Below are 26,903 nucleotides of genomic sequence, written 5' to 3'. Positions count from 1 at the left end.
CTTCGGTCTTGCGTTTCCGACTCTATCAGACCGTTTCCGGTTCCGATTTCCTCGGTGCTTTCCAGGTTTCCGCTTTCGCGTTTCCCTTTCCGGCGGTTCCGACTCTACCAGATCCTTTCGGGCCTGATTCCCAGTCAGCGGGGCTTGTCCTCACGGCTTTCGGGCCGTTCCGACGAGTGAGACTTTAGCGGAATCTCGGCTCCCGAGCTAATCGGGCCGGCGTCCTTTCGAACGCGGATTCCTCATTTCGCAAACGCGCATGGAAACGACGCGACGACTGAGCGTCGTTCGTTGAGTGCTTGCTGCGGAATGGCTGTCCGGGGACCGACCGGAGTCGGCGCTCACGTCGGACAGCTCGGAGAACATTACGTAGCGGGCGGGGACGTGTCAACCCCGCTCCTGAGGGGGGCCGCGAGGCGTACCCTCGGCCCATGACTACGCATGCGTGCACCCAGCAGTGGTGGGCCGCCTGAGGGCGGCCGTGCTCACGTATGCACCCAACGGCCGCCGCCTCGGCGGCCGTTTTTGTGTCTCCCTCCGGGAGGGACCGGCCGGCGGGCGCGGCGGTCTCGACCAGGAGGTGGAGAGATGACGCGCATCTTCAGCGGGGTCAAGCCGACCGGGCATCTGACGCTGGGGAACTACCTGGGGGCCGTGCGCCGGTGGGCCGAGGTCGACCAGCACGGGGCCGAGGCGCTGTTCTGCGTCGTGGACCTGCACGCGCTGACCGTGGACCACGATCCGGCGCGCGTGCGCAGACTCAGCAGGCAGGCGGCGACGCTGCTGCTGGCGTCGGGGCTGGACCCCGAGCTGTGCACCGTGTTCGTACAGAGTCATGTGGACGAGCACACGCGGCTGTCGTACGTGCTGGAGTGCGTCGCGACCGACGGCGAGATGCGGCGGATGGTCCAGTACAAGGAGAAGGCCGCCCGGGAACGGGAGCGGGGCGGGAGTGTGCGGCTGTCGCTGCTCACGTATCCGGCGCTGATGGCGGCGGACATCCTGGCGTACGGGACGGACGAGGTGCCGGTCGGGGACGACCAGACCCAGCATGTCGAGCTGACGCGGGATCTCGCGGTGCGCTTCAACCAGCGGTACGGGCACACGTTCGTGGTGCCGCGGGCCACGCGGCCCGAGGTGGCGGCCCGGGTCATGAATCTCCAGGACCCGACGTCGAAGATGGGCAAGAGCGACGACTCGGGGCCCGGGATCGTCTATCTGCTCGACGAGCCGGACACCGTACGGAGGAAGGTCGCGCGGGCCGTCACGGACAGCGGGCAGGACGTGGCGTACGACCGGGAGAAGCAGCCCGGGGTCGCCAACCTGCTGGAGATCCTCGCGAGCTGCACCGGTGGGGACCCCGAGGCGCTGAGCGGGGAGTACCGGTCGTACGGCGCTCTGAAGAAGGACACCGCCGAGGCGGTGGTCGAGGTCCTGCGGCCCGTGCAGGAGAGGCACCATGCGCTGTGCGCGGATCCGGCCCAGGTGGAAGACGTGCTGCGGCGGGGTGCGGAACGGGCCAGGGAGCTGGCGCGGCCGACGGTGGACGCGGCGTACCGGGCGATCGGTCTGCTGCCCGCGGCCGGGTAGCCGGGGGCCGGTGCTGAATCCGGGGCCGGGGGGTGCCCCCTCGGCCCCGGGGGGTCAGCTGTTGCCGGAGGCGAGGGCGCGGCTGCGGTCGCGGGCCGCTTCGAGCGCGGCGATGAGGGCCGCGCGGACGCCGTGGTTCTCCAGTTCGCGGATGGCGTTGATCGTGGTGCCCGCGGGGGACGTCACGTTCTCGCGGAGCTTCACGGGGTGCTCGCCGCTGTCGCGGAGCATCACGGCGGCGCCGATCGCGGACTGGACGATCAGGTCGTGGGCCTTGTCGCGGGGCAGGCCGAGCAGGATGCCGGCGTCCGTCATGGCCTCGACCAGGTAGAAGAAGTACGCGGGTCCCGAGCCGGAGAGCGCGGTGCAGGCGTCCTGCTGGGACTCCGGGACGCGGAGCGTCTTGCCGACGGCGCCGAAGATCTCCTCGGCGTGGGCGAGGTGCTCGGCGGTGGCGTGGCTGCCGGCGGAGATGACGGACATCGCCTCGTCGACCAGCGCGGGGGTGTTCGTCATGACGCGGACGACGGGGGTGCCCCGGGTGAGGCGCTCCTCGAAGAACGAGGTGGGGATGCCCGCGGCGCCGCTGATGACGAGGCGGTCGGCGGGGACGTGCGGGGCGAGCTCGTCCAGGAGGCTTCCCATGTCCTGCGGCTTGACCGTGAGGATGAGGGTGTCGGCGGTCTTGGCGGCCTCGGCGTTGCCGACCGGGGTGACCCCGTGGCGCTCGTGGAGTTCCCGGGCGCGCTCGGGGCGGCGGGCGGTGACCAGCAGGTCGGCGGGCGCCCAGCCGGCTCGGATCATGCCGCTGAGCAGCGCTTCGCCGATCTTGCCGGTGCCGAGGACTGCGACTTTCTGGCTCATGTGCGGGTGCCCTCCCGAGGGTGCGTCGTCCGGGGTCCATCCTCGCACCCGGGGTGCCGGGAGGGCTTCGCTGTCCGTTGGGCGGGACGGGCTGCCGCGGCCGGCGGCGGCGCTACGAGGTCCGCCTGCGGAGGGTGGCGGCGCCCAGGCCCAGGACCAGCAGGGCGCAGCCCGCGACGATCAGGACGTCGCGGACGAAGGTGGCCGTGAGGTCGGTGTGCCTGAGGACCTCGTTCATGCCGTCGACGGCGTAGGACATCGGGAGGACGTCGGAGACGGCTTCCAGGACGGGGTGCATCTCGGAGCGCGGGGTGAACAGGCCGCAGAGGAGGAGCTGGGGGAAGATCACCGCCGGCATGAACTGGACCGCCTGGAACTCCGAGGCGGCGAAGGCCGAGACGAAGAGGCCGAGGGCCGTGCCGAGGAGCGCGTCGAGCAGGGCGACCAGCAGGAGCAGCCAGGGCGAGCCGGTGACGTCCAGGCCGAGGATCCAGACGGCGAGTCCGGTGGCGAGCGCGGACTGCACGACCGCGACGGTTCCGAAGGCGAGGGCGTAGCCGGCGATGAGGTCGCCCTTGCCGAGGGGCATGGCGAGGAGGCGTTCGAGGGTGCCGGACGTGCGTTCGCGCAGGGTGGCGATGGACGTGACGAGGAACATCGTGATCAGCGGGAAGATGCCGAGCAGCGAGGCCCCGATGGAGTCGAAGGTGCGCGGGCTGCCGTCGAAGACGTAGCGCAGCAGCAGGAGCATCACGCACGGCACCAGGATCATCAGCGCGATGGTGCGGGGGTCGTGGCGGAGCTGGCGCAGGACGCGGGTCGCGGTCGCGGTGGTGCGGGAGAGGTTCAGGGCGCCGGTCGCCGGGCCGGTACCGGTGCGGGTGTCCGTGGCGGTGCTCATCGGGCGGTCTCCTTGCGCGGACGGTCGCCGTTCCCGGCCGGGGTGGCGTGGCCGGCCGCCGGGGTCCGCCGGTCGGCGGCGACGGCCTCGTCGACCAGGTGGAGGAAGGCGGCCTCGACGGTGTCGGAGCCGGTGCGTTCGCGCAGGGCGTCGGGGGTGTCCGCGGCGAGGATCTCGCCCTCGCGCATCAGGAGCAGCCGGTGGCAGCGCTCGGCCTCGTCCATGACGTGCGAGGAGACGAGGAGGGTGGTGCCGCGGTCGGCGGCGATGGAGTGGAAGAGGTTCCACAGGTCGCGGCGCAGCACGGGGTCGAGGCCGACGGTCGGTTCGTCGAGGACGAGGAGTTCGGGGGTGCCGAGCAGGGCGACGGCGAGGGAGACCCGGCTGCGCTGGCCGCCGGAGAGGTTGCCGGCCAGGGAGTCGGCGTGCGAGGTGAGGTCGACGTCGGTGACGGCCTGGGTGACGCGCTCGTGGCGGCGGTCGGCGGCGGCCCGGCCGGGGTCGAGGATCGCGGCGAAGTAGTCGAGGTTCTGCCGGACCGACAGGTCGTCGTAGACGGACGGGGCCTGGGTGACGTAGCCGATCCGGGAGCGGAGGGCGGCGTCGCCCGCGGGGCGGCCGAGGACCTCCAGGGTGCCGGACACCTTGGCCTGGGTGCCGACGGTCGCACGCATCAGGGTCGACTTTCCGCAGCCGGAGGGGCCGAGCAGTCCGGTGATCCGTCCGCGCGGGACGGTGAAGTCGAGGCCTCGCAGGACCTCGCGGGTGCCGCGTACGACGGTGAGGCCCTCGGCGCGGACGGCGGGGGCTGAGGTGTCGTGGGGCGACGGGGCGCCGGGGGGCGCCGGTGCGTCGTCGGGCGGACGGGGACCAATATTCATCATGCGTTGATTATTGCGCCGGGGAGGGTTCGCGCGTCAAGGCGGGTGCGGGGTGTTCGGTGGATGGAGCGGTCGCCGGGGCGGGGGAGCGTGATCGCCGGGGCGGGGTGCGCGGAGACCCGGAGTTCGTACGGTGGGTGGGGCGCGGGCGCGCGGCGGGCGGCGCGCGGCGGGCCGGGCGTACGGAGGCGTAACCGAGCGACGGGGCGAACGGCGGCGCGCTCCGGGCTGCGGGGCGAACGGCGGCGTACCCGGGGCTACCGGGTGTCCGGGGTCGGGCCGTGCGAGGGGGCTCTGCGGAAGTCAGGGGCGGGTGGCGACGATCAGCATGACGTCGTAGACCTCCTCCACCCGGCCGTCCGGGAAGACCTCCAGGAGGTGGGCGCGCTCCTCGGCGAGGAAGGCCGAGGTGCCCTCCTCGCCGAGGACCAGGAAGAGCGAGTGGCTGCCGATGTTGGCGAGGTGGGTGCCGAGGGGGACGGTGCGGCTCCAGCGGACCCGGCGCCGGGCGAAGTCGGGGACATGCGGCGCGCCGGTGAACGCCAGTTCGGCGCGGGGACCGCCGCCGCTCTTCTTCCCGGTGCCCGCCCCGAAGCGGCGCTCCACCCGGTCCGCCTGGGCGGCGATCCACGGGACGTCCTGGGCGTCCATGTTCCACCACAGCGCGAGGGCGCCGCCGGGCCGCAGTACGCGCATCGCCTCCGGTACCGCCCGGGCCGGGTCGGTCCAGTGCCAGGCCTGCGCGTAGGTGAGGAGGTCGGCGCAGGCGTCGGCGAGCGGGAGCGCGTTGCCGTCGCCGCGGACGAGCGGGACACCGGGGAGGGTGCGGCGGAACTCGGCCGCCATGCCCGCGCCGGGTTCGACGGCGACCACGTCCGCGCCCCTCTCGCACAGGAGCGCGGTCGCGATGCCCGTCCCCGCTCCGACGTCCACGACCCGGGAGCCGGCGAGGGGGCGGCCCGCCAGGTCCTCGACCGCGTCGAGCAGGGCGGGCGGGTAGGAGGGGCGGTTCGCGGCGTACTGCGCGGCGGCGGCGTTGAAGGAGTGCGCGCGGACGTCGTGCGCAGGGGGGCGGGCCGGGGCTGCGGGGTGCGCGTCGCGGTCCGGGTCGGGCGTGGGGGCGGCCATACGGCCATGGTGGCGGGGGCGGGACGCGGGCGGGGGTGTTTCCCCCGGGTGCCGGCGGTGGAGCGGGCGGGGTGGTCAGCCCGTCCGCTTCCTGGAGGGGTTGCGGGTGCGGCGCTTGGTGCGGCGTTCGTACTGGGTGCGGGCCGCCTCGTACTCCTCGCGGTGCAGCCGCTCGCCGGGGGCCTCGGTGAGGGAGCGGAAGAAGTAGGCGAGGAGCGAGCCGACGAAGCCGATCGCGAGCAGGCCGCGCAGCGCGGCCTGCCGGTCGGGGTCGGGGCGCTTGGTGAACGTCTCCAGGGTGTGGCGGAACGCGAGCGCGCTGCACACCGCGAACATCACCACGAGCAGGAGCGTCACGAGCCGGCCGACGTCCGCGATCGCGAGGCCCTGGTAGGCGAAGCGCAGGACGAAGCAGGCGGCGACCGCCGCGGCCAGGGAGCCGGCGGCCACGCCGGCCCGGCGGGCCGCGTAGCCGCCGTCGTGTTCCACCCACGTCGTCCCGAAGAAGCGGATGGGCTCGGGCTGGGGGCCCGCGGGGGTACCGGTCTCGTCGCTCACGCGACGATTATCGCCCCGGCGACCCTGTCCCCCCGCGGAACCCCTGCCCACCGTGCTCAGCCGCAGCGCGGCGCGACGTATCCGTCGCTGCCGGTCCGCACGTACGCGTCGGAGACGTACTCGCCGCTCGCGATGTTGTCCCAGATGTTCGTCGTGCCGTACGGGCCGCTGATCGTCTCGCCGGGACGCTGGCAGAAGATCGCCACCTTGGAGCCCTCGGGCAGGACCCGGACGATGCGGTACGAGGTGCCGGGGCCGCTGCGGACGTTCACCGTGCGGCCGGGTGCGATGGGGTAGTACGTGAGCGCCGCCGCCAGCGTGCTCGCGGCCACCGCCGTGGACGCGGTCTCCTCTTCGGTGCTCTCGATCTCGGTGCTCTCGATGCGGTCAACAGCCATGAAGGCCCCCCGTTGAATGTGACGTGGGACGTCGCACGCGTCGCATGGACGCCGTCGACATCACGCCAGGCACAGATGTGCGCCTGTCGCACGCGGAGGCTAGCAAGCCGCCTCTGTATCGCACGAAGCATCGACTAGGCTCCGTGCGTCGCGCGCGCGGACGAACAGCACGGGGGTGGGTCCATGGCGCCACAGCGGAACACCGGAGCGGATGCGGAAGCGGAACTTCCTGAGTACGCCGGTCACTACCGCCTTGAGGAACGCCTCGGTTCGGGCGGGATGGGCGTCGTGCACCTGGCGCGCAGTGAATCGGGGCTGCGGCTCGCGGTGAAGGTCGTGCACGCCGAGTTCGCCAGGGATCCCGAGTTCAGGGGGCGGTTCCGGCAGGAGATCGCCGCCGCGCGCCGGGTGAGCGGCGCGTTCACCGCGCCCGTCGTCGACGCGGACGCGGAGGGCGGGCGCCCCTGGATGGCGACCCTGTTCATCCCCGGGCCGACCCTCGCCGAGCACGTGAAGCGGAACGGGCCCATGCCCACGGGGCAGTTGCGGCGCCTCATGGCCGGACTCGCCGAGGCCCTGCGGGACATCCATCGCGTCGGCGTCGTCCACCGCGATCTCAAACCGAGCAACGTCCTGCTCGCCGACGACGGCCCCAAGGTCATCGACTTCGGCATCTCCCGGCCATCGGACAGCGAACTGCGCACCGAGACGGGCAAGTTGATCGGCACCCCGCCCTTCATGGCGCCCGAGCAGTTCCGGCGTCCGCGGGAGGTGGGACCCGCCGCGGACGTCTTCGCCCTCGGGTCGGTGATGGTGCACGCGGCGACCGGGCGCGGCCCCTTCGACTCGGACAGCCCCTACGTCGTGGCGTACCAGGTCGTGCACGACGAGCCCGACCTGACCGGGGTGCCGGAGAACCTCGCGCCGTTCGTCGCGCGCTGCCTCGCCAAGGAGCCGGAGGACCGGCCCACCCCCGACGAACTCATGCGGGAACTGCGCTCGGTGGCCGCCTCGTACGACACGCAGGCGTTCATACCGGCCCAGCGCGCCGTGCCGTCGAGCCCGACGGGCGCGGACGGTCCGGCGGACGGCTCGCGGGACGTCGGCACGGGCGATGCCGACACCTGGGGTTTCTGGGCGGAGGGGTTCGGCGTCGAGGGCCCCGGGGCTCAGGCGCCGGGTGCCCGTCCGGAGGGCGCCGGGGACAGCGGTGGTCCGGGCGGCGGCCGGTCCGGGCAGGGAACGCCGCGAAAGGGGCCGGCCCGTGCCCTCGCGGGGCGGCGGCGGAGACTGCTCCTCGCCGGCGGTGTCGTCGCCCTGGTCGTGAGCGGTGGCCTGGCCTCGCAGCGGTTGCTCGGCGAGGACGGCGGGACTCCGTCGGGCGGCCGGCCCCAGTCCGCGTCGACCGTCGTCGACGCCTGGGACAGCAGGCCCGCGGCCGAACCGTCCGGGAGCGGCGGCACCGACCCGTCCGGCGCCGACGGGACCGACGGCTCCCGCGCGGCCCCCGCCTCCGGTGAGCCCTTCGGGACGCCTCAGTGCACGTACGCGCCGAAGCGCCTGTTCTGTGCCCAGCCGGGGCTGGTCTCCGCGCTCGACCCGGCGGACGGGAGGGTGCTGTGGCGGCATCCCTCCGACGGAGCCGCCGATGCCGACGGACCCGACAAGCCCGGCGGACCCGTACCGCCCCCGGCCTTGTCGGGCGGCCTCGTGCACTCCGTGACGCACGAGGGCCGGCGGCTGGAGGCGCTCGACCCGGCCACGGGCAGGCCGCGCTGGGAGCTGGACCTCTCCCCGTACAGCGGTGTCGGGCACGCGGGCGGCACCGTGCTGCTCACCGGCGCCGACGGGACGCTCACCGGCCTCGACGGCGCTACGGGCGAGAAGCGCTGGAGCCACCGGCTGCCCGGGCACCTCTCGCCGTCCGTCGTCTCCTTCCCCGGCGGCGGGCCCGCGTACGCCACGAGCCTGGCGGCCGACGGATCGCGTACGCACGTCACCGCGGTGGACCCGGCGACCGGCGCGGTGCGCTGGGACACCCGCCTGGACGGCCAGCTGACGCCGGTGGGCACCCGGCGGGACGACCTCGTGCTGACCGCCGCCGACCTGAACGGCGAGACGAACGCCGTCGTCAGGTACGACCCCCGTACCGGCGCCGCACGCCGGGCCACCCTCGCCGTGGCGCTCCCGCAGGCGCAGGCCGCCGTGCGCGGTGACACCGGTTACCTGCTGGCCACCGGCGGCGGCATGGTCGCCGTCGACCTGGACACGCTGAAACAGCGGTGGCGGCTGGAGACGTCCGTGAGCCGGGGCTCCGCGCCGGTCGCCGACGCCCAGCACGTGTACTTCACCTCCGCCGACGGGCGGCTGCTCGCCGTGGACGCCCGCGTGGGCCGGCTCGTCGGACAGACGTCGATCCGGCTCGGCGCCCGCTCCGACCGGGTCGTGGCCCAGCTCCCGGCGCCCTCGGTGGCGGGCGGCCGCGTCTTCGCGAGCGCACCCGACGGCACGGTGTTCGCCGTGGCGGGGGGCGATCCGGCGGGGTGGTGAGCGGGGGCTCGTAGGCGGAGCGCTTCGGCTGGGCGGCGATTCGCGGGCGCCGGAGGTCGGCTGTTCGCGGGCAGCGACCGTCGGCTGCTCTCGGCCGGTGGCCGGAAACGGGCCGGGCCGGGCCGGGCCCGCGGTAACGCGGAAGGGGGCCGCTCCCCCGAGGAGCGGCCCCCTTCACGTGGACCTCGTGGCGGGCGTGGCCCGCGTACGGGGCGTCAGCCGAGCTTGGAGACGTCCCGTACGGCGCCCTTGTCCGCGCTCGTGGCCATCGCGGCGTAGGCGCGCAGCGCGGCGGAGACCTTGCGCTCACGGCCGACGGGCGCGTACACGCCGTTCAGCGCCTCGCGGCGGGCCGCCAGGTCGGCGTCGGAGACCAGCAGCTCGATCGAGCGGTTCGGGATGTCGATCCGGATGCGGTCCCCGTCCTGGACGAGGGCGATCGTGCCGCCGGACGCCGCCTCGGGCGAGGCGTGCCCGATGGACAGGCCCGAGGTGCCGCCGGAGAAGCGGCCGTCGGTGATCAGGGCGCAGGTCTTGCCCAGTCCGCGGCCCTTCAGGAAGGACGTCGGGTACAGCATCTCCTGCATGCCGGGGCCGCCCTTGGGACCCTCGTAGCGGATGACCACCACGTCGCCGTGCGTGATCTGCTTGTTGAGGATCTTCTCGACGGCCTGCTCCTGCGACTCGCAGACGACCGCCGGGCCCTCGAAGGTCCAGATCGACTCGTCGACGCCCGCCGTCTTCACGACGCAGCCGTCCACGGCCAGGTTCCCCTTGAGGACCGCCAGACCGCCGTCCTCGGAGTACGCGTGCTCCGCCGAGCGGATGCAGCCGTTCTCCGCGTCCTCGTCCAGGGCCTCCCAGCGCTCCGACTGGGAGAAGGCCTCGGCGGAGCGGACGCAGCCGGGGGCCGCGTGCCACAGCTCGACGGCCTTCGGCGACGGGGAGCCGCCGCGCACGTCCCACGTCTTCAGCCAGTCCGACAGCGAGGGGCTGTGCACCGAGTGCACGTCCTCGTTCAGGAGGCCGGCCCGGTGCAGCTCGCCCAGCAGGGCCGGGATGCCGCCCGCGCGGTGCACGTCCTCCATGTAGTACGTGCGGTCCTTGGCGACGTTCGGCGCGACCTTGGCGAGGCAGGGGACGCGGCGCGAGACCTCGTTGATCTCCTCCAGGCCGAAGGGGACGCCCGCCTCCTGGGCCGCGGCCAGCAGGTGCAGGATCGTGTTCGTCGAGCCGCCCATGGCGATGTCCAGCGCCATCGCGTTCTCGAAGGCGGCGAGGGTGGCGACGTTGCGCGGCAGGACCGACTCGTCGTCCTGCTCGTAGTAGCGGCGGGTCACGTCCATGACCGTGCGCGCGGCGTCCTCGTACAGGCCCTTGCGGGCGGTGTGCGTGGCGAGCACCGAGCCGTTGCCCGGCAGGGACAGGCCGATGGCCTCGGTGAGGCAGTTCATCGAGTTGGCGGTGAACATGCCGGAACAGGAGCCGCAGGTCGGGCAGGCGTTCTCCTCGATACGGAGGATGTCCTCGTCCGAGATCTTGTCGTTCACCGCGTCGGAGATCGCGTCGACCAGGTCGAGCGTGCGGACGGTGCCGTCGACCAGGGTCGCCCGGCCGGACTCCATCGGGCCGCCGGAGACGAAGACCGTCGGGATGTTCAGGCGCAGGGCGGCCATGAGCATGCCGGGGGTGATCTTGTCGCAGTTCGAGATGCAGATCAGGGCGTCGGCGCAGTGGGCCTCCACCATGTACTCGACGCTGTCCGCGATCAGGTCGCGGGACGGCAGCGAGTACAGCATGCCGCCGTGGCCCATCGCGATGCCGTCGTCCACCGCGATGGTGTTGAACTCCCGCGGGATGCCGCCCGCGGCCGTGATGGCCTCGCTGACGATCCGGCCGACCGGCTGGAGGTGCGTGTGGCCCGGCACGAACTCGGTGAACGAGTTGGCGACCGCGATGATCGGCTTCCGTCCGATGTCCGCGCCCGGTACACCGGAGGCACGCATAAGGGCGCGTGCGCCCGCCATGTTGCGGCCGTGGGTGACTGTGCGGGATCTCAGTTCGGGCATCGCCGCTCGCTCCTTCGGAGAGTAATGACTGCCGTCGAGCCTACGCCCGCGCTCCAGGATCCGGACGAGGTGTCCGAAATGCGGGACGGGTGTCTCGGGGGGCGGTTATGGGCGGACTCAGGCGTGCGGGCCGGGGACGCGGGAGCCCGGCGCTGCGTCAGGGGCCCGTGAGGTGGCTCTGCACCACCGGGGCGATCCTGGCGATGATCTGCTCCGGGTCCGCCGACGCCAGCGGCTCCACCTTGATCACGTATCGCAGCATCGCGACGCCGACGAGCTGCGCCGCCGCCAGTTCCGCCCGCAGCTCCGGGTCCGGGACCTCCAGTTGCCGGGCGATGCGGCGCAACAGCTGGGTGGAGATGAGGCGCCGGAAGACCGCCGCCGCGGACTCGTTGTTCACCGCGGAGCGGATGATCGCCAGGAGCGGCGTACGGGTCGCCGGGTTCTCCCAGATGCCGAGGACGAAGCGGGTCAGGCGCTCGCCGACGGCCTCCGGCGGGCCGTCCTCGACGGTGCTCGGCGCCTCCAGGGCGGGCGCGAAGGCGACCGCCACGGCCGCCTCGAAGACCTGCTCCTTGGTGCCGAAGTAGTGGTGCACCAGCGCGGGGTCCACGCCGGCCGTCTTGGCGATGCCCCGTACCGACGTCTTCTCGTAGCCCCGCTCGGAGAACTCCTCCCTCGCCGCGGCGAGGATGACCTCCCTCGTGGCCGGGGACGCCGCCGTCTCCGTACGGGAGGGGCGCCCGCGGCGGCGGGGGGCCGGGGCGGCCGCGGTCACGACCGGGGGACCCGGACCGCGGAGGCCAGGTGGAGGCGGGTGAAGGCGAGGGCCTCGGCGAGGTCGGCCTCGCGCTCCGCGCTGGACATGGCGCGGCGGGTGTTGACCTCGATGACGACGTGGCCGTCGAAGCCGGTGGTCGCGAGGCGCTCCAGCACCTCGGCGCAGGGCTGGGTCCCGCGGCCGGGGACCAGGTGCTCGTCCTTGTTGGAGCCGTTGCCGTCGGCGAGGTGGACGTGGCCGAGGCGGTCGCCCATGCGGTCGATCATCCGCACGGCGTCCGTGCGGGCCGTCGCGGTGTGGCTGAGGTCGATGGTGAAGTGACGGTAGTCCTCCTTCGTCACGTCCCAGTCGGGCGCGTACGCCAGCATCTCGCGGTCGCGGTAGCGCCAGGGGTACATGTTCTCGACCGCGAACCGGACGTCCGTCTCGTTCGCCATGCGCCAGATGCCGTCGACGAAGTCCTTCGCGTACTGGCGCTGCCAGCGGAAGGGCGGGTGGACGACCACGGTGCCGGCGCCGAGCTTCTCCGCGGCGGCCTGGGCGCGCTGGAGCTTCGTCCACGGGTCGGTGGACCAGACGCGCTGCGTGATCAGCAGGCAGGGGGCGTGGACGGCGAGGATCGGGATGCGGTGGTAGTCGCTGAGTCTGCGCAGCGACTCGATGTCCTGGCTGACGGGGTCCGTCCACACCATGACCTCGACACCGTCGTAGCCGAGGCGCGCGGCGATCTCGAAGGCCGTCGCCGTCGACTCCGGATACACGGAGGCCGTGGACAGCGCGACCTTCGCATCCGGGATGCGCACCACTGGTTCTGCCACGAGGGACAGGGTACGGGGCGCGCGCGGCCCGGGTGGGGGGCGGGGGCGGCCCGGACGGAGGGCGGGGGCGGTGTCCGGCCGGACTCCGGACCTCCCGTTCCCCGCCCCGGCCCGGGCCCGGGGGCCGGTGCGGGTATCGCGCCGGGCGCGGGAGGTGACGTCGGTCACCTCGGTGACTACGTGGGGGACATGTGGTCGAGGTGGCGGAGGATGACGCCCTCCCGGAGCGCCCAGGGACAGATGTCGACCGTCTCCACGCCGAACAGGTCCATCGTCGCCTCGGCCACCAGCGCCCCGGCGACGAGCTGTCCGGCCCGCCCCTCGGAGACCCCGGGCAGTTCGGCGCGCTCGGCGGCGGTCATCCCGGCGAGGCGGGGCACCCAGCCCTCCAGGGACTCCCGCTTCAGCTCGCGCTGCACGTGGAGCCCCTCGGCGGAGCGGGCGGCCCCGGCCAGGCGGGCCAGCTGCTTGAAGGTCTTGGACGTGGCGACCACGTGGTCCGGCGCCCCGAGCCGGGTGAACTCGCCGACGGACCGGGCGATCTGCGCCCGCACATGCCGGCGCAGCGACTTCACGGCGGCCGGGTCCGGCGGGTCCCCGGGCAGCCACCCGGCGGTCAGCCGCCCCGCGCCCAGCGGCAGCGACACCACCGTGTCGGGCTCCTCGTCCATCCCGAAGGCGATCTCCAGGGACCCGCCCCCGATGTCGAGGACGAGCAGCTTCCCCGCCGACCAGCCGAACCAGCGGCGGGCCGCGAGGAAGGTGAGCCGGGCCTCCTCCGCGCCGGTGAGGACCTGGAGCTCGACGCCGGTCTCGGTGTGCACGCGCGTCAGGACGTCGTCCGCGTTGCTCGCCTCGCGCACCGCCGAGGTCGCGAACGGCAGCAGGTCCTCGACGCCCTTGTCCTCGGCGGCCTGCATGGCCTCCTGGACGACGGATATCAGCCGGTCGACCCCCTCCGGGCCGATCGCGCCGTCCGCGTCGAGGAGTTGGGCGAGCCGCAGCTCCACCTTGTGCGAGTGCGCGGGCAGCGGGCGCGCGCCGGGGTGGGCGTCCACCACCAGCAGATGCACCGTGTTCGAACCCACGTCGAGGACACCGAGTCTCATGTACGGAACGCTACTGCCCGCCGTACGGGTGGCAGTCCCCGGAGCGGTCTCCGGCGACTTACCCTGGACGAGTGCCAAAGACGAAAAAGGCGAAGCCCGACAAATCCGCCAAGGATTCCGCGCAGGCGAAGGCGGCCAAGTCCCGGAAGTCCCCGAAGTCCCCGCGGGAAGAGGACGAACAGGGGCTCGACTTCGCCCGTGCCTGGGTGGAATTCCCGGATCCGGCCGACGACGAGCAGGTGTTCCGCTGTGACCTGACATGGCTGACCTCCCGTTGGAACTGCATCTTCGGGAGCGGCTGCCAGGGCATCCAGGCGGGCCGCGCGGACGACGGGTGCTGCACGCTGGGCGCGCACTTCTCCGACGAGGACGACGAGAAGCGCGTCGCGGGGTACGTGGCACGCCTCACGCCGGACATCTGGCAGCACCACGACGTCGGCACCACGACCGGCTGGGTGTCCGAGGACGAGGACGGCGAGCGCCAGACCCGGCCGTACAACGGCTCGTGCATCTTCCAGAACCGGCCCGGTTTCGAGGGCGGCATGGGCTGCTCGCTGCACATCCTGGCGCTCCGGGAGGGCCGCGAGCCGCTGGAGACCAAGCCGGACGTCTGCTGGCAGCTCCCCGTGCGCCGGACGTACGAGTGGATCGACCGGCCCGACGACACCCGCGTGCTCCAGGTGTCCATCGGCGAGTACGACCGCCGCGGCTGGGGTCCGGGCGGCCACGACCTGCACTGGTGGTGCACCTCGGCGACCTCCGCGCACGGCGCCGGGGACCCCGTCTACGTCTCGTACCGCCCGGAGCTCGTCGAGCTGATGGGCAAGGCCGGGTACGACCGGCTGGTCGAGCTCTGTGAGCAGCGCCTCGCCTCGCAGCTCCCCCTTCTCGCTCCGCACCCCGCGGACCCGGTGGGCTGAGTCCCGCCCCTACGAGGACGGGCTCGGCTCGCCGCTTCCGCTCGACGGCGACGGGCCCGGGTCCGGGCTCGCCGAGTCACTGGGCGACGGCGCCGGGTCGCTCGGGCTCGGGTCCCCCGGCGTCGGACGCGGGTCCGGGGGCGTCGGATCGCTCGGCCGGGGTCCCGGGTGGGACGGCGTCGGGTGGCTCGGGCGCGGATCCGGGTCGGACGGGCCCGCGTCGCCGTATCCGGAGATCGTGACCACCGCTCCGGCCGGGGCGATCGCCACCCGGGCGGTCCAGGAGCCGGCCGGCTCGCGCAGATGGTCGACGTACACCCTGAGCGTCAGCGACTCCCCCGGCCGGAGCGTCCCCGAGGACTGGCTCAGGTAGAGCCAGGGGGCTCCGGTGGCGGCCGACCACCGCACCGGCGAACTCCCGGACGCGGTCAGCGTGATGAGGGTCGTGTCGCCGGTGTTGCCGGCCGTCACCGCGAGCTGTCCCGCGCCCTTCTTGCCGCCCGTCTTCGCGCTGACGACCTCCACGGACACGTCGGAGGAGCCGTCGCCGCCGCCGAACCGGTCGTCGGGCCTGGTGCTGGCGTTGCCCGCGTTCTCGTAGCCGGTCTCGTCACTCCCGAGCCCGTCGGGGCCGTGCACCTCGCTCGCCGTGACCGGGCGGCCGTCCGCGCCCTCCCCGGTGAGCGGCGCCCCCCGGTAGGCGGCCCAGAGCGCGAGGACGGGCGCGGCGACGACCGTGGCGACCACCGTCGTCGTCACGGCGCGTGCCCGGAGCCGGTCCCGGCGCGCGGCGTGGTCCTTGGGGTCCATCGGGAAGCCGCGGCGGTCGAAGCGGGGGCCGTGGCTCCGCGCGCGCGGCACGTGTGCCATCGCCAGGTGCAGGCTCGCGCGCGGCGCCTCCAGGACGGGGAGCGCGGCGGGCGTGACGCTGGTCCCGGGCCAGGCGCCGGGGACCGCGCGCTCGGCGGTACGGCGGCAGCGCGGGCAGTCGTCGACGTGCCGGACGAGCTCGCGGCGCAGGGTGGCGCTCAGGACGAGCCGGTTGTCACCGGTGAGGCGGGCCACGCTCGGGCAGGCCCCGGTCTCCACCACGGCCAGCGCGGCGCGGGTGCGCTCCACCTCGCAGGCCGCGGCGGCGAGCAGCTCCCGCGCGGCGGCCAGGTCCATGCCGAGGACCGCGGCGACCTCGTGGGCGGCGAGCTGGTGCCGTACGGCCAGTTCGAGCGCCTCCCGCTGCTCCGGGGTGGTCCCGGCGGCCTCCGGCCAGGCGAGCAGGGCCAGTTCGCGGCGGCGCTGCTGCTGGACTTCCTCGGAGACGGCGGAGGCGCTCACCGCCTCGGCCGCGCGCCGGTCGGCGGCCTCCTTGTGAGCGCCGCCCCGCGAACCCCCGTCCTTGGGGGCCGCGCGCCGGCCGGCGGCGTGGGCCGCCTGCCGCCGGCGCCGGGTCTGGGCGAGCTTGCGCAGACAGGCCCAGCGCGCGAGCGCGTACAGCCAGGCCCTGCGGTCGTCCGCGGAGTCCGGCCCCCGTGCGCCCCGGCGCTCCGCCAGCACCAGGACGTCGCCCAGCGCCGCGGTCGCCGCGTCGTGGTCGCAGAGCACGGACAGGCAGTACGTGAACAGGCCGTCCAGATACGGCTCGTAGCGCGCGGGAGGGCGGTGCGGGAGGGTGCGGCTCGACGCGGCGCGGGGCACGGTCCCCCGCTTGCGCGCGTCTGGGTGCGCCCGGTGTGCGCCGGTGGTGTGCGTGGAGGTCTCCGGACTGCTGCTCATCACCCTCGCGACCGTAGGCGGCGAGTGGTGGCCCCTTCCTCCCCCTTGAGCACATTTAATCCGTACGGGTGAAACGATCCCTCATAAGGGGACAGCAGGCCCTCATCCCATGGCCCACACCCTCACGGGCGGCGATCAACGGCCCCGGCGCGGACCGCGCCGCCCGGACCGTCCGGCCGGACGAACGGGCCCGCGACGGCGTTCAGGCGGCATCCCGTCCAGGCCCCGCGCACCCGCCCCCCGCTCATGGCGTCCTCGCCGGAAAGGGGACTGTCGGTGGCCTCGGCTACGGTTCCCCTCATGGCTGCCCGTACGAAAACCGCGAAGGACCGGCCGTCCTACCGCTGCACCGAGTGCGGCTGGCAGACGGCCAAGTGGCTCGGCCGCTGCCCCGAGTGCCAGGCGTGGGGCACGGTCGAGGAGTACGGCGCCCCCGCGGTCCGGACGACGACACCGGGCCGGGTCACCACCTCCGCCGTCCCGATCGGACAGGTCGACGCCCGCCAGGCCACCGCGCGCAGCACCGGCGTTCCGGAGCTGGACCGCGTCCTCGGCGGCGGCCTGGTCCCCGGCGCGGTCGTCCTGGTCGCGGGCGAGCCGGGCGTCGGCAAGTCGACGCTGCTGCTGGACGTGGCGGCGAAGTCGGCGAGCGACGAGCACCGCACGCTGTACGTGACGGGTGAGGAGTCGGCGAGCCAGGTCCGGGCGCGCGCCGACCGGATCAAGGCGATCGACGACCACCTGTACCTGGCCGCGGAGACCGACCTGGCCGCGGTGCTGGGCCACTTGGACGCCGTGAAGCCGTCGCTGCTGATCCTCGACTCCGTGCAGACCGTCGCCTCGCCGGAGATCGACGGCGCCCCGGGCGGCATGGCCCAGGTCCGCGAGGTGGCGGGCGCCCTGATCCGCGCATCGAAGGACCGCGGGATGGCCACGCTGCTGGTGGGCCATGTCACCAAGGACGGCGCGATCGCGGGACCGCGCCTGCTGGAGCACCTCGTGGACGTGGTGCTGAGCTTCGAGGGCGACCGGCACGCGCGGCTGCGTCTCGTCCGGGGCGTGAAGAACCGCTACGGCACGACGGACGAGGTCGGCTGCTTCGAGCTGCACGACGAGGGCATCACGGGTCTGGCCGACCCGTCCGGGCTGTTCCTCACCCGCCGCGCCGAGCCGGTCCCGGGCACCTGTCTGACAGTGACGCTGGAGGGCCGCCGCCCGCTGGTCGCCGAGGTGCAGGCGCTGACCGTCGACTCGCAGATCCCCTCGCCCCGGCGCACCACGTCGGGCCTGGAGACCTCCCGGGTGTCGATGATGCTCGCCGTCCTGGAGCAGCGGGGCCGGATCACCGCCCTCGGAAAGCGGGACATCTACTCCGCGACGGTCGGCGGCGTGAAGCTCTCCGAGCCCGCGGCGGACCTGGCGATCGCGCTCGCGCTGGCCTCCGCGGCGAGTGACACCCCGCTGCCGAAGAACCTCGTCGCGATCGGCGAGGTGGGCCTCGCGGGCGAGGTCAGAAGGGTGACGGGCGTCCAGCGGCGCCTGGCCGAGGCGCACCGCCTGGGCTTCACGCACGCGCTCGTGCCGGCCGATCCGGGCAGGATTCCACCCGGTATGAAGGTGGTCGAGGTGGCCGACATGGGCGACGCCCTGCGCGTCCTTCCGCGCTCCCGTCGGAGAGAGGCCCCACGGGAGGACGAAGAGCGCCGGTAGACTTTGCCCAGGTCTCGCCCGTCCGTACGAACCGAGGGCGACCGGAAACCTGCGACCGGAGGAGTGCAGTGGCAGCCAACGACCGGGCAGCAGCTCCCGGAAAATCCGGTGGGAGCTCCGGTGCCGATGGCCTGATGCGCGCCTCACTGAGTGCCGTGGCACCCGGCACGGCACTGCGCGACGGGCTCGAGCGGATCCTCCGCGGCAACACCGGAGGACTCATCGTGCTCGGGTCCGACAAGACCGTCGAGGCGATGTGCACCGGTGGCTTCGTGCTGGACGTCGAGTTCACCGCGACGCGGCTGCGTGAGCTGTGCAAGCTCGACGGCGGCATCGTGCTCGACAAGGACATCACCAAGATCTTGCGGGCGGGCGTGCAGCTGGTGCCCGACCCGACGATCCCCACGGAGGAGACCGGCACCCGACACCGCACCGCCGACCGCGTGTCCAAGCAGGTCGGCTTCCCGGTCGTCTCGGTCTCCCAGTCGATGCGCCTGATCGCCCTGTACGTGGACGGCCAGCGCCGCGTCCTGGAGGACTCGGCGGCGATCCTGTCCCGCGCGAACCAGGCGCTCGCCACGCTGGAGCGCTACAAGCTCCGGCTGGACGAGGTCGCGGGCACGCTGTCCGCGCTGGAGATCGAGGACCTGGTCACCGTCCGGGACGTCTCGGCGGTGGCCCAGCGCCTGGAGATGGTGCGCCGGATCGCCACCGAGATCGCCGAGTACGTCGTCGAGCTGGGCACGGACGGGCGGCTTCTGGCGCTCCAGCTGGACGAGTTGATCGCCGGCGTGGAGCCCGAGCGCGAGCTGGTCGTCCGGGACTACGTGCCCGAGCCGACCGCCAAGCGCTCGCGCACGGTGGACGAGGCGCTCTTCGAGCTGGACGCGCTCTCGCACGCGGAGCTGCTGGAAATGCCGACGGTGGCGCGGGCGTTGGGCTACACCGGCTCCCCCGAGGCACTCGACTCCGCGGTGTCGCCGCGCGGTTTCCGGCTGCTGGCGAAGGTGCCCCGGCTGCCCGGCGCGATCATCGACCGGCTCGTGGAGCACTTCGGCGGCCTGCAGAAGCTGCTCGCCGCGAGCGTGGACGACCTTCAGACGGTCGACGGGGTCGGCGAGGCGCGGGCCCGCAGTGTCCGCGAGGGCCTCTCGCGTCTGGCGGAGTCCTCGATCCTGGAGCGGTACGTCTGAGGGTCCGTTTTCCCGCGAGACGACACCCAGGGGCCAAGAGGCCCCTGGGTTCTCCGTTTCCGCCGGTCCTCGGTCAGTCCTTCGCCAGCACGAACGACGTCTGGGCCTTCGCCAGGCCCGGCGCCTTCGCCTCCACGAGGTAGGTGCCGGCGGACGCCGATCCCGCCGGGGGCGTCGCGCACTCGGGGGCGCTCGCCTTGCGGTCCCACTCGACGGTGTGCGTCACGCGTCCGTCGGCGGGGACGCGGAAGAGGAGGCTGCCGGAGCCCTTGGGGCAGTCCTTCGAGGACCAGAAGGCGTCGTCGCTGCCCGCCTGAGTGATCGTCAGAACAGTGTTCTTCGGGCCGAGATCGACCTTGCAGTCACCGGTGGAGGTGTTCTTGGCGATCAGCTCGACGACGGGCTTGCGGCCGGGCGCGTAGGTGTTGTGGACGCTGCGCAGCGTCAACTTGACCGCCCCCGGGGTGCAGTTGGGGAGTCCGGAGCCGGCCGGGAGCTGTCCGCCCGAGCCGCCGCCGCCCTTGGACCCGTCGTCGGAGCCGCCGGCGGATCCCGCGGAACCCGTGCCGCCACCGGAGCCCGAGCCGCCGCCGTCCGCTCCGGAACCGTCGCCGCCGTCACCCGTGCCGCTCGACTCGTCGCGGCCGCCGGGGTGTTGGCTGATGGCGGGTCCGCCACTGGAGGGCCCCGGGGTGATCGAGGGCGCCGGGTTCTTGCCGTTGGAGCCGTCCCCGCTGCCGCCCCCGCCTCCGCCGCCGTTGGTCACCACCCACAGGACGAGCAGCGCCAACAGGCCGACCACGGACAGCAGAACGGCCCTCCGTCGCCAGTAGATGGAGGAGGGAAGCGGCCCGACCGGATTGCGCAGAGATCCCACGGCGCAAACTGTACGAGAGATCGCCGCCTTCCCCGGCCCCACATGCCGCCCGGCGCCGCAACTTTTACGGATCATCATTCCGGTGGGACGCCGTCCGCGCCGCGTCGCACCGGATCGGGGCGCCGATGATCGCGGGGAGTGACGAAGACGGGCCCGCGGACACGTTCCGTGATCTCGAACCCGGCGCGGTGACACGGGTGTCGGGGTGCCCTCGGATTCCGCGCGCGGTCCCCCGCCGACCGTGCCGAGCGGCCCGTCGCCGCCGGCCCGGCCGCGCCTCGGACGACGAAGGCCGGGGCACGTGGGGACCCCGTGCCGACGGACGCCCCGGGGCCGCCCCCGCCGACCCGCCCGCGTCGTCCCGGACCGGCCGCCGGCAGCACGGACGGGCCGGACGCGGACGCCTCTGCCGATCGTCAGGTCTTCCGACCCGCCCCGTGGCTGGCCGCGACCGGGCGCCCGCCCGTGGCAGGATCGGAGACGTCATGACTGCACCCACCTTGCCCACGCCCAGCACCCCGCCCGCCGCAGCGCCCGGCGCTCCCGGTGCATCCCTGCACGAGCCGGTCATCGACTGGTTCGACGAGCACGCCCGTGACCTGCCGTGGCGGCGCCCCGACGCCGGCCCCTGGGGCGTGATGGTCAGTGAGTTCATGTTGCAGCAGACGCCGGTGAACCGGGTGCTGCCCGTCTACGAGCAGTGGCTGGCCCGCTGGCCGCGCCCCGCCGACCTCGCCAAGGAGGCGCCCGGCGAGGCCGTCCGCGCCTGGGGCCGGCTCGGGTACCCCCGGCGCGCGCTGCGCCTGCACGGCGCCGCGGTCGCCATAACGGAACGGCACGGCGGCGACGTACCGGCGGAGCACGCCCAACTGCTGGCGCTGCCCGGCATCGGCGAGTACACGGCGGCGGCCGTGGCCTCGTTCGCGTACGGGCAGCGGCACGCCGTCCTGGACACGAACGTGCGGCGGGTCTTCGCCCGCGCGGTCACCGGCACCCAGTACCCGCCGAACGCCACGACCGCCGCCGAGCGCAAGCTCGCCCGCGCCCTGCTCCCCGAGGACGAGCGCACGGCCTCGCGCTGGGCCGCCGCCTCCATGGAGCTGGGCGCACTGGTGTGCACGGCGCGGAACGAGTCGTGCCACCGCTGCCCGATCGCCGCGCTGTGCGCCTGGCGGCTGGCCGGGAAGCCGGAGCACGAGGGACCGCCGCGCCGCGGTCAGACGTACGCGGGAACCGACCGTCAGGTCCGCGGGCGGCTGCTGGCCGTGCTGCGGGAGGCCCTGACCCCGGTGCCGCAGGCGGCGCTCGACCGGGTGTGGGAGGAGCCGGTGCAGCGCGCCCGCGCCCTGGACGGCCTCGTCGCCGACGGACTGGTCGAACCCCTGCCCGGCGGTCTCTACCGGCTGCCCCTCAGCTGACCGACAGCTCCCCCGCGGCCCCGTGACAGGCACCCGGCCGCCGAAATCACCCGCAACCCCGACAACTCGGCACCTCCGCTTACCCCTCTCCTACTTCCGTTACACAACCGACGTACAGCCGAGCGCTCGCCGCAGGCTGCCTCGGACAACCCCGTGACAACGCCTCCGTAGCTTCATTCCCGTACCGCGGGGACAGCGGCACACAGGCAACGGACAACCGGCAGCGGTTCGGGTCGGCAACGGGGATGGAGGCGGTCGGCATGGCGCAGGGAGAGGTGCTCGAGTTCGAGGAGTACGTCCGCACCCGGCAGGACGCGCTGCTGCGCAGTGCCCGCCGCCTGGTCCCCGACCCGGTCGACGCCCAGGACCTGCTCCAGACCGCGCTCGTGCGGACGTACGGCCGCTGGGACGGCATAGCGGACAAGCGGCTCGCCGACGCCTACCTGCGCCGCGTCATGATCAACACGCGTACCGAGTGGTGGCGGGCCCGCAAGCTCGAAGAGGTGCCGACCGAACAGCTTCCCGACGCGAGCGTGGACGACGCGACCGAGCAGCACGCGGACCGCGCCCTGCTGATGGACATCATGAAGGTGCTGGCTCCCAAGCAGCGCAGTGTCGTCGTGCTGCGACACTGGGAGCAGATGTCCACGGAGGAGACGGCCGCCGCGCTCGGCATGTCGGCCGGAACGGTCAAGAGCACGCTGCACCGGGCGCTGGCCCGGCTCCGTGAGGAGTTGGAGAGCCGGGACCGCGAGGAGCGCGGCGCCCGCGCGCTCGAACGTGAGGAGCGGGAGCGTTGCGCGGCCTAGGTTCAGGGGCCACCGGGCCCGGTGGGGCCCCCAAGGCGGTGATCACGGCGTCGGCCGTGTTCGCCGCCCTCGCCCTTTTCGCCTCGGCGTGCGCCACCGGAGGCACCGGCGCCCGGGACGAGGGTCCGGCGGGCTCCGACTCGGTGGCGAGCACCACCACCCCCGTCTCCACGCCGAGCAGGCGCAGCGGGCGCGTCGACGCGGTGCGGCTGGTGCGCGACGACCCGAAGGTCGCCGCCGCCGTCAAACGCGACCTGAAGCCGTGCGTCGCCGACGAGTACCCGGTCGACGTCTCCTACGGGAACCTGACCGGCGGATCCGCGGACGACATCGTGGTGAACGTGATGACCTGCGGCGACGCGGTCGGCATCGGCTCCTACGTGTACCGCGCGGAGGGCGGCGGCTACCGCAACGTCTTCCGCTCCGAGGAACCGCCGGTGTACGCCGAGATCGACCGGGGCGACCTGGTGGTCACCCAGCAGCTGTACGGGAAGGACGACCCGGTGTCGTACCCCTCCAGCGAAGAGGTGATCACCTACGGCTGGTCCGCAGGCCGTTTCGCCGTGGAGTCCCGGATCCACAACGACTACAGCAACGCGGTGGGCGGCGCCGACTCGCCCGCCCCCGACGCGAACTGAGAGCAGAGGGATGGCAGAGCAGACCCACGTCCTGTTCGTCGAGGACGACGACGTCATCCGCGAGGCCACGCAGCTCGCCCTGGAGCGCGACGGCTTCGCGGTCACCGCCATGCCCGACGGGCTCTCCGGACTGGAGGCCTTCCGCGCCGACCGGCCCGACATCGCGCTGCTCGACGTCATGGTGCCGGGTCTCGACGGGGTCAGCCTGTGCCGCCGTATCCGCGACGAGTCCACCGTGCCGGTGATCATGCTGTCGGCGCGGGCCGACTCGATCGACGTGGTGCTGGGCCTGGAGGCGGGCGCCGACGACTACGTCACCAAGCCCTTCGACGGTGCCGTCCTGGTGGCCCGGATCCGCGCGGTGCTGCGGCGCTTCGGGCACGCGAGCGGTCCCGCGGGGCCGGCCTCGGCCGAGCCGGGCCGGATCGACGGCGGGGTGCTGTCCTTCGGGGAGCTGGAGATCGACACCGAGGGCATGGAGGTGCGGCGGGACGGGCGGCCGGTGTCGCTCACCCCCACCGAGATGCGGCTGCTGCTGGAGTTCTCGGCGGCGCCCGGCACGGTCCTGTCCCGCGACAAGCTCCTGGAACGCGTGTGGGACTACGGATGGGGCGGTGACACGCGGGTGGTGGACGTCCACGTGCAGCGGCTGCGCGCGAAGATCGGCCAGGACCGGATCGAGACGGTCCGCGGCTTCGGCTACAAGTTGAAGGCCTGAGCAGCGGTATGCGGGGGACATGGCGACGCCTGGTCCGGGCCGGCACGGGGGCCGTCGGGAACAGGGACATCCGCACCGGCATCCGGTGGAAACTGAGCGCGGCGATCGCGCTGGTCGGCGCGCTGGTGGCGGTCGCGCTGAGCCTGGTCGTGCACAACGCGGCCCGCGTCTCGATGCTCGACAACTCGCGCGACCTCGCGGACGAGCGCATCCAGGTCGCGCAGCGCATGTACGAGTCGGGCCGCACCCAGTCCTTCGGCGTCGAGGTCGACGACCCGACCATCCCGCGGGATCTGCTGCTGAAGGTCGCCCAGGGGCGCCGCGCCACCTACGTGGCCGAGGGGCACAACGGCGTGCCGGACATCTGGGCGGCCGTACCGCTCAAGGACGGCCGGGTGCTGTCGCTGCACACGCGGTTCACCGACCGCAGCGCGACCGTGATGAAGGACCTCGACCAGGCGCTGCTCATCGGCTCCATCGCGGTGGTCTTCGGCGGCTGCGCCCTCGGTGTCCTCATCGGGGGCCAGCTCTCGCGCCGGCTGCGCAAGGCGGCGGCGGCCGCGAACCAGGTCGCCAGGGGGGACACGGACGTCCGGGTGCGGGACGCCATCGGCGGTGTCGTACGCGACGAGACCGACGATCTGGCGCGGGCGGTCGACGCCATGGCGGACGCGCTCCAGCAGCGCATCGAGGCCGAGCGCCGGGTGACCGCGGACATCGCGCACGAGCTGCGCACCCCGGTGACCGGGCTGCTGACGGCCGCCGAGCTGCTGCCCCCGGGCCGTCCCACGGAGCTGGTGCGGGACCGGGCGCAGGCCATGCGCACCCTGGTCGAGGACGTCCTGGAAGTCGCGCGGCTCGACGGGGCGTCGGAGCGGGCGGAGCTGCAGGACATCATGCTGGGCGAGTTCGTGTCCCGGCGGGTGGCCGCGAAGGACCCGGACATCGCGGTGCTCGTGGTGCACGAGTCGGTGGTGACCACCGATCCGCGGCGCCTGGAACGCGTGCTGTTCAACCTGCTGGCCAACGCGGCCCGGCACGGCAAGCCGCCGATCGAGGTGTCCGTCGAGGGGCGGGTCGTCCGCGTCCGCGACCACGGGCCCGGGTTCCCGGAGAAGCTCCTGCACGAGGGGCCGAGCCGCTTCCGCACCGGCAGCACCGACCGCGCGGGCCGCGGCCACGGTCTCGGCCTGACCATCGCCACCGGCCAGGCCCGGGTGCTCGGCGCCCGCCTGACCTTCCGCAACGTCCGCCCGGCCGGCGCCCCGCCCGAGGTGCCGGCCGAGGGCGCGGTGGCGGTCCTGTGGCTGCCGGAGCACGCGCCCACCAACACGGGCAGCTTCCCGATGCTGCCCATGCCGGGCGCCCGGGAGGGGTGACGGCCGGTCCGCCGACCATGCCGGGCGCCCCGGACGGGGGCCCGGTGTACGGACCTGCCGGGCGCCCGCGACGGTCGGGGGCCCGGTCCGCGGACAGGGAGAGGCCCCCGGGGCGGACAACGCCGGGGGCCTTCCCTGACCGGGGTGGACGTCGGCTCAGACGGCCTCTGCCACCGTCGGGGCCGCGCCGGCGGCATCCCCGTCCGCGTCCCCGGCCGGCTTCTGCGGCCCCGCCCCCTTGAGCGGGACCTCCTTCACGAACACCGCGGCGGCCAGCGCGACGATCGCCACGACCGAGCCGAGCAGGAACGCGGAATGCGTACCGGACGCCACCGCGTGCTGGTAGGCCTCGCGGGCGACGGCCGGCAGCTTGGCGAGGCTGGCCGCGTCCAGCTGGGCGGACTGCTCGGTCACCTTGGAGCCGATGGCACCGGCCCGCTCGCTCATCACGTCCTGCACCCGGTGGTTGAACAGCGCGCCCATGATCGCGACGCCGAACGACGAGCCGAGCGTACGGAACAGGGTGGTCGAGGAGGACGCGACGCCCATGTCCTTCATCTCGACGCTGTTCTGCGCGACCAGCATCGTGATCTGCATCAGGCAGCCCATGCCGGCGCCGAGGACCGCCATGTACAGACCGGAGGTCAGCCGGCTCGTGCCGGTGTCCATCTGCGCGAGCAGGAACAGCCCCACGGTCATCAGCACGCTGCCGACGATCGGGAAGACCTTGTACTTGCCGCTGTTGGTGGTGACCCGCCCGGCCACCATCGAGACGACGAGCATCGCGCCGAGCATGGGCAGGAGCAGCAGCCCCGAGTTGGTGGCGGAGGCGCCCTGCACCGACTGCTGGTAGAGCGGCAGGAAGAGCACGGCACCGAACATCACGAAGCCGGTGATGAAGCCGATGACCGACATCAGCGTGAAGTTGCGGCTGCGGAAGATGTGCAGGGGCACGATCGGCGCGGCGGCCTTGGTCTGCACGAACAGGAAGCCGACGAGCGCGGCGACACCGATCCCGATGAGCTCCATGATCCGGGCCGAGCCCCACGGGTACTCGCTGCCGCCCCAGGTGGTGACGAGCACGATGGCCGTGATGCCGAGCGCCAGCAGCCCGGCGCCCAGGTAGTCGATCCGGCTGTCGACCCGCTTCTTCGGCAGGTGCAGCACGGCGCTGACCGCGATCAGCGCGACGATGCCGAGCGGCAGGTTGATGTAGAAGGACCAGCGCCAGCCCCAGTGGTCGGTGATGGTGCCGCCGACGAGCGGTCCGGCGATCATGGCGAGCGCCATCACTCCGGCGATCATGCCCTGGTACTTGCCGCGCTCACGCGGCGGGATGAGGTCACCGATGATCGCCATGACGCCGACCATCAGGCCGCCGGCGCCGAGTCCCTGGATCGCCCGGAAGCCGATCAGCTGCCCCATGTCCTGGGCCATGCCGCTGAGCGCCGATCCGATCAGGAAGACCACGATCGAGGTCATGAAGACGCCCTTGCGCCCGTACATGTCGCCGAGCTTGCCCCAGATCGGGGTGGAGGCCGCGGTGGCGAGGGTGTAGCCGGTGACGACCCACGACAGGTGTTCGAGGCCGCCCAGCTCGCCCACGATCGTCGGCATGGCCGTGCCCACGATCATGTTGTCGAGCATCGCGAGCATCATCGCGATCAGCAGGGCGCCGAGGACGACCCGCACGCTGCGCGCCTGCGGGGCGTCCGGTGCCGCGTCCTGCGGTGGTTTTCCGGTCTGCACGACCGCTTCGGTGTTGTCCGCCATGGTGTCCACTCCCCTGAACCGGCCGTCCCCACGGTTTCGGCCGATCCCGCT

23 protein-coding genes are annotated in these 26,903 nt (G+C 73.4%); 10 read left to right on the top strand and 13 right to left on the bottom strand.

Annotated elements, in window-relative coordinates:
- The first annotated feature begins 588 nt into the window (after positions 1–588).
- Positions 589–1,590, top strand: coding sequence for a tryptophan--tRNA ligase (gene trpS / locus ACWGIS_RS05465; RefSeq protein WP_453361089.1), 1,002 nt, complete (start codon positions 589–591; stop codon positions 1,588–1,590).
- A gap of 54 nt (positions 1,591–1,644) precedes the next feature.
- Here trpS and proC read toward each other — a convergent pair whose 3' ends face one another.
- From proC to ACWGIS_RS05435, 6 genes are all read right to left on the bottom strand, one after another.
- Positions 1,645–2,454: a pyrroline-5-carboxylate reductase gene (gene proC / locus ACWGIS_RS05460; protein ID WP_453361088.1), complete on the bottom strand. Its 810-nt coding sequence runs from the start codon at positions 2,452–2,454 to the stop codon at positions 1,645–1,647.
- Between the two features lie 112 nt (positions 2,455–2,566).
- A complete protein-coding gene (locus ACWGIS_RS05455; protein ID WP_453361087.1) occupies positions 2,567–3,355 on the bottom strand; it encodes an ABC transporter permease in 789 nt (262 codons plus the stop codon).
- Positions 3,352–4,239, bottom strand: a complete 888-nt coding sequence (locus tag ACWGIS_RS05450; RefSeq protein ID WP_453361086.1) for an ABC transporter ATP-binding protein — start codon at positions 4,237–4,239, stop codon at positions 3,352–3,354. Before ACWGIS_RS05450 ends, ACWGIS_RS05455 begins: the two co-directional genes overlap by 4 nt.
- A gap of 300 nt (positions 4,240–4,539) precedes the next feature.
- Positions 4,540–5,364, bottom strand: coding sequence for a class I SAM-dependent methyltransferase (locus ACWGIS_RS05445; RefSeq protein ID WP_453361085.1), 825 nt, complete (start codon positions 5,362–5,364; stop codon positions 4,540–4,542).
- A gap of 75 nt (positions 5,365–5,439) precedes the next feature.
- Positions 5,440–5,922 (bottom strand): EamA/RhaT family transporter, encoded by a 483-nt coding sequence (locus ACWGIS_RS05440; protein ID WP_453361084.1) that lies wholly within the window; start codon positions 5,920–5,922, stop codon positions 5,440–5,442.
- A 56-nt stretch (positions 5,923–5,978) separates the two neighbouring features.
- A complete protein-coding gene (locus ACWGIS_RS05435; RefSeq protein WP_453361083.1) occupies positions 5,979–6,320 on the bottom strand; it encodes an SH3 domain-containing protein in 342 nt (113 codons plus the stop codon).
- A gap of 183 nt (positions 6,321–6,503) precedes the next feature.
- On the opposite strand from ACWGIS_RS05435, the gene ACWGIS_RS05430 reads away from it, so the two are divergent.
- Complete coding sequence (locus ACWGIS_RS05430; RefSeq protein ID WP_453361082.1) at positions 6,504–8,870, top strand: protein kinase domain-containing protein; 2,367 nt, start codon at positions 6,504–6,506, stop codon at positions 8,868–8,870.
- 215 nt (positions 8,871–9,085) lie between these two features.
- Here ACWGIS_RS05430 and ilvD read toward each other — a convergent pair whose 3' ends face one another.
- The 4 genes from ilvD to ACWGIS_RS05410 form a co-directional block, all read right to left on the bottom strand.
- Complete coding sequence (ilvD, locus tag ACWGIS_RS05425; protein WP_453361081.1) at positions 9,086–10,939, bottom strand: dihydroxy-acid dehydratase; 1,854 nt, start codon at positions 10,937–10,939, stop codon at positions 9,086–9,088.
- A gap of 157 nt (positions 10,940–11,096) precedes the next feature.
- Positions 11,097–11,717, bottom strand: coding sequence for a TetR/AcrR family transcriptional regulator (locus tag ACWGIS_RS05420; RefSeq protein ID WP_453361080.1), 621 nt, complete (start codon positions 11,715–11,717; stop codon positions 11,097–11,099).
- Positions 11,714–12,538: a sugar phosphate isomerase/epimerase family protein gene (locus tag ACWGIS_RS05415; RefSeq protein ID WP_453361079.1), complete on the bottom strand. Its 825-nt coding sequence runs from the start codon at positions 12,536–12,538 to the stop codon at positions 11,714–11,716. The genes ACWGIS_RS05420 and ACWGIS_RS05415 overlap by 4 nt, the downstream gene beginning before the upstream one ends.
- Before the next feature lie 176 nt (positions 12,539–12,714).
- Positions 12,715–13,647, bottom strand: coding sequence for a Ppx/GppA phosphatase family protein (locus tag ACWGIS_RS05410; protein WP_453361078.1), 933 nt, complete (start codon positions 13,645–13,647; stop codon positions 12,715–12,717).
- A 71-nt stretch (positions 13,648–13,718) separates the two neighbouring features.
- Between ACWGIS_RS05410 and ACWGIS_RS05405 the strand changes: the two genes are divergently transcribed.
- A complete protein-coding gene (locus ACWGIS_RS05405; protein WP_453361077.1) occupies positions 13,719–14,567 on the top strand; it encodes a hypothetical protein in 849 nt (282 codons plus the stop codon).
- A gap of 9 nt (positions 14,568–14,576) precedes the next feature.
- Here the strand turns inward: ACWGIS_RS05405 and ACWGIS_RS05400 are convergent, their stop codons facing one another.
- Positions 14,577–16,340, bottom strand: coding sequence for a BACON domain-containing protein (locus ACWGIS_RS05400; protein WP_453361076.1), 1,764 nt, complete (start codon positions 16,338–16,340; stop codon positions 14,577–14,579).
- Between the two features lie 297 nt (positions 16,341–16,637).
- Between ACWGIS_RS05400 and radA the strand changes: the two genes are divergently transcribed.
- Both radA and disA read left to right on the top strand, forming a co-directional pair.
- A complete protein-coding gene (radA, locus tag ACWGIS_RS05395; protein ID WP_453361075.1) occupies positions 16,638–18,047 on the top strand; it encodes a DNA repair protein RadA in 1,410 nt (469 codons plus the stop codon).
- A 68-nt stretch (positions 18,048–18,115) separates the two neighbouring features.
- The gene (disA, locus tag ACWGIS_RS05390) at positions 18,116–19,240 is read left to right on the top strand and encodes a DNA integrity scanning diadenylate cyclase DisA (protein ID WP_355783725.1); all 1,125 of its coding nucleotides are present in this window, start codon (positions 18,116–18,118) and stop codon (positions 19,238–19,240) included.
- Between the two features lie 73 nt (positions 19,241–19,313).
- On the opposite strand, the gene ACWGIS_RS05385 is transcribed toward disA, so the two are convergent.
- The gene (locus ACWGIS_RS05385) at positions 19,314–20,117 is read right to left on the bottom strand and encodes a hypothetical protein (protein WP_453361074.1); all 804 of its coding nucleotides are present in this window, start codon (positions 20,115–20,117) and stop codon (positions 19,314–19,316) included.
- A 485-nt stretch (positions 20,118–20,602) separates the two neighbouring features.
- Here ACWGIS_RS05385 and ACWGIS_RS05380 point away from each other — a divergent pair, with 485 nt between their 5' ends.
- The 5 genes from ACWGIS_RS05380 to cseC all read left to right on the top strand — a co-directional run bounded on the left by ACWGIS_RS05380 (position 20,603) and on the right by cseC (position 25,079).
- A complete protein-coding gene (locus ACWGIS_RS05380) occupies positions 20,603–21,535 on the top strand; it encodes an A/G-specific adenine glycosylase (protein ID WP_453361073.1) in 933 nt (310 codons plus the stop codon).
- Positions 21,536–21,795: 260 nt separating this feature from the next.
- The gene (locus ACWGIS_RS05375; RefSeq protein ID WP_355784780.1) at positions 21,796–22,344 is read left to right on the top strand and encodes a SigE family RNA polymerase sigma factor; all 549 of its coding nucleotides are present in this window, start codon (positions 21,796–21,798) and stop codon (positions 22,342–22,344) included.
- Positions 22,332–22,982: a hypothetical protein gene (locus ACWGIS_RS05370; RefSeq protein WP_453361072.1), complete on the top strand. Its 651-nt coding sequence runs from the start codon at positions 22,332–22,334 to the stop codon at positions 22,980–22,982. Before ACWGIS_RS05375 ends, ACWGIS_RS05370 begins: the two co-directional genes overlap by 13 nt.
- A 10-nt stretch (positions 22,983–22,992) precedes the next feature.
- Complete coding sequence (cseB, locus tag ACWGIS_RS05365) at positions 22,993–23,700, top strand: two-component system response regulator CseB (protein ID WP_453361071.1); 708 nt, start codon at positions 22,993–22,995, stop codon at positions 23,698–23,700.
- Between the two features lie 8 nt (positions 23,701–23,708).
- Positions 23,709–25,079 carry a two-component system sensor histidine kinase CseC gene (gene cseC, locus ACWGIS_RS05360; RefSeq protein ID WP_453361070.1) on the top strand — a complete coding sequence of 457 codons (1,371 nt, stop codon included), beginning with the start codon at positions 23,709–23,711 and terminating at the stop codon, positions 25,077–25,079.
- Between the two features lie 156 nt (positions 25,080–25,235).
- On the opposite strand, the gene ACWGIS_RS05355 is transcribed toward cseC, so the two are convergent.
- On the bottom strand, positions 25,236–26,852 hold the full coding sequence (locus tag ACWGIS_RS05355; RefSeq protein WP_453361069.1) for an MDR family MFS transporter: 1,617 nt from the start codon (positions 26,850–26,852) through the stop codon (positions 25,236–25,238).
- Positions 26,853–26,903: the final 51 nt, after the last annotated feature.

The organism is Streptomyces sp. NPDC054842 (assembly GCF_053611025.1).
The sequence above is the reverse complement of the archived record's forward strand: the minus strand, read 5'-3'. Positions and strand labels throughout refer to the sequence as shown.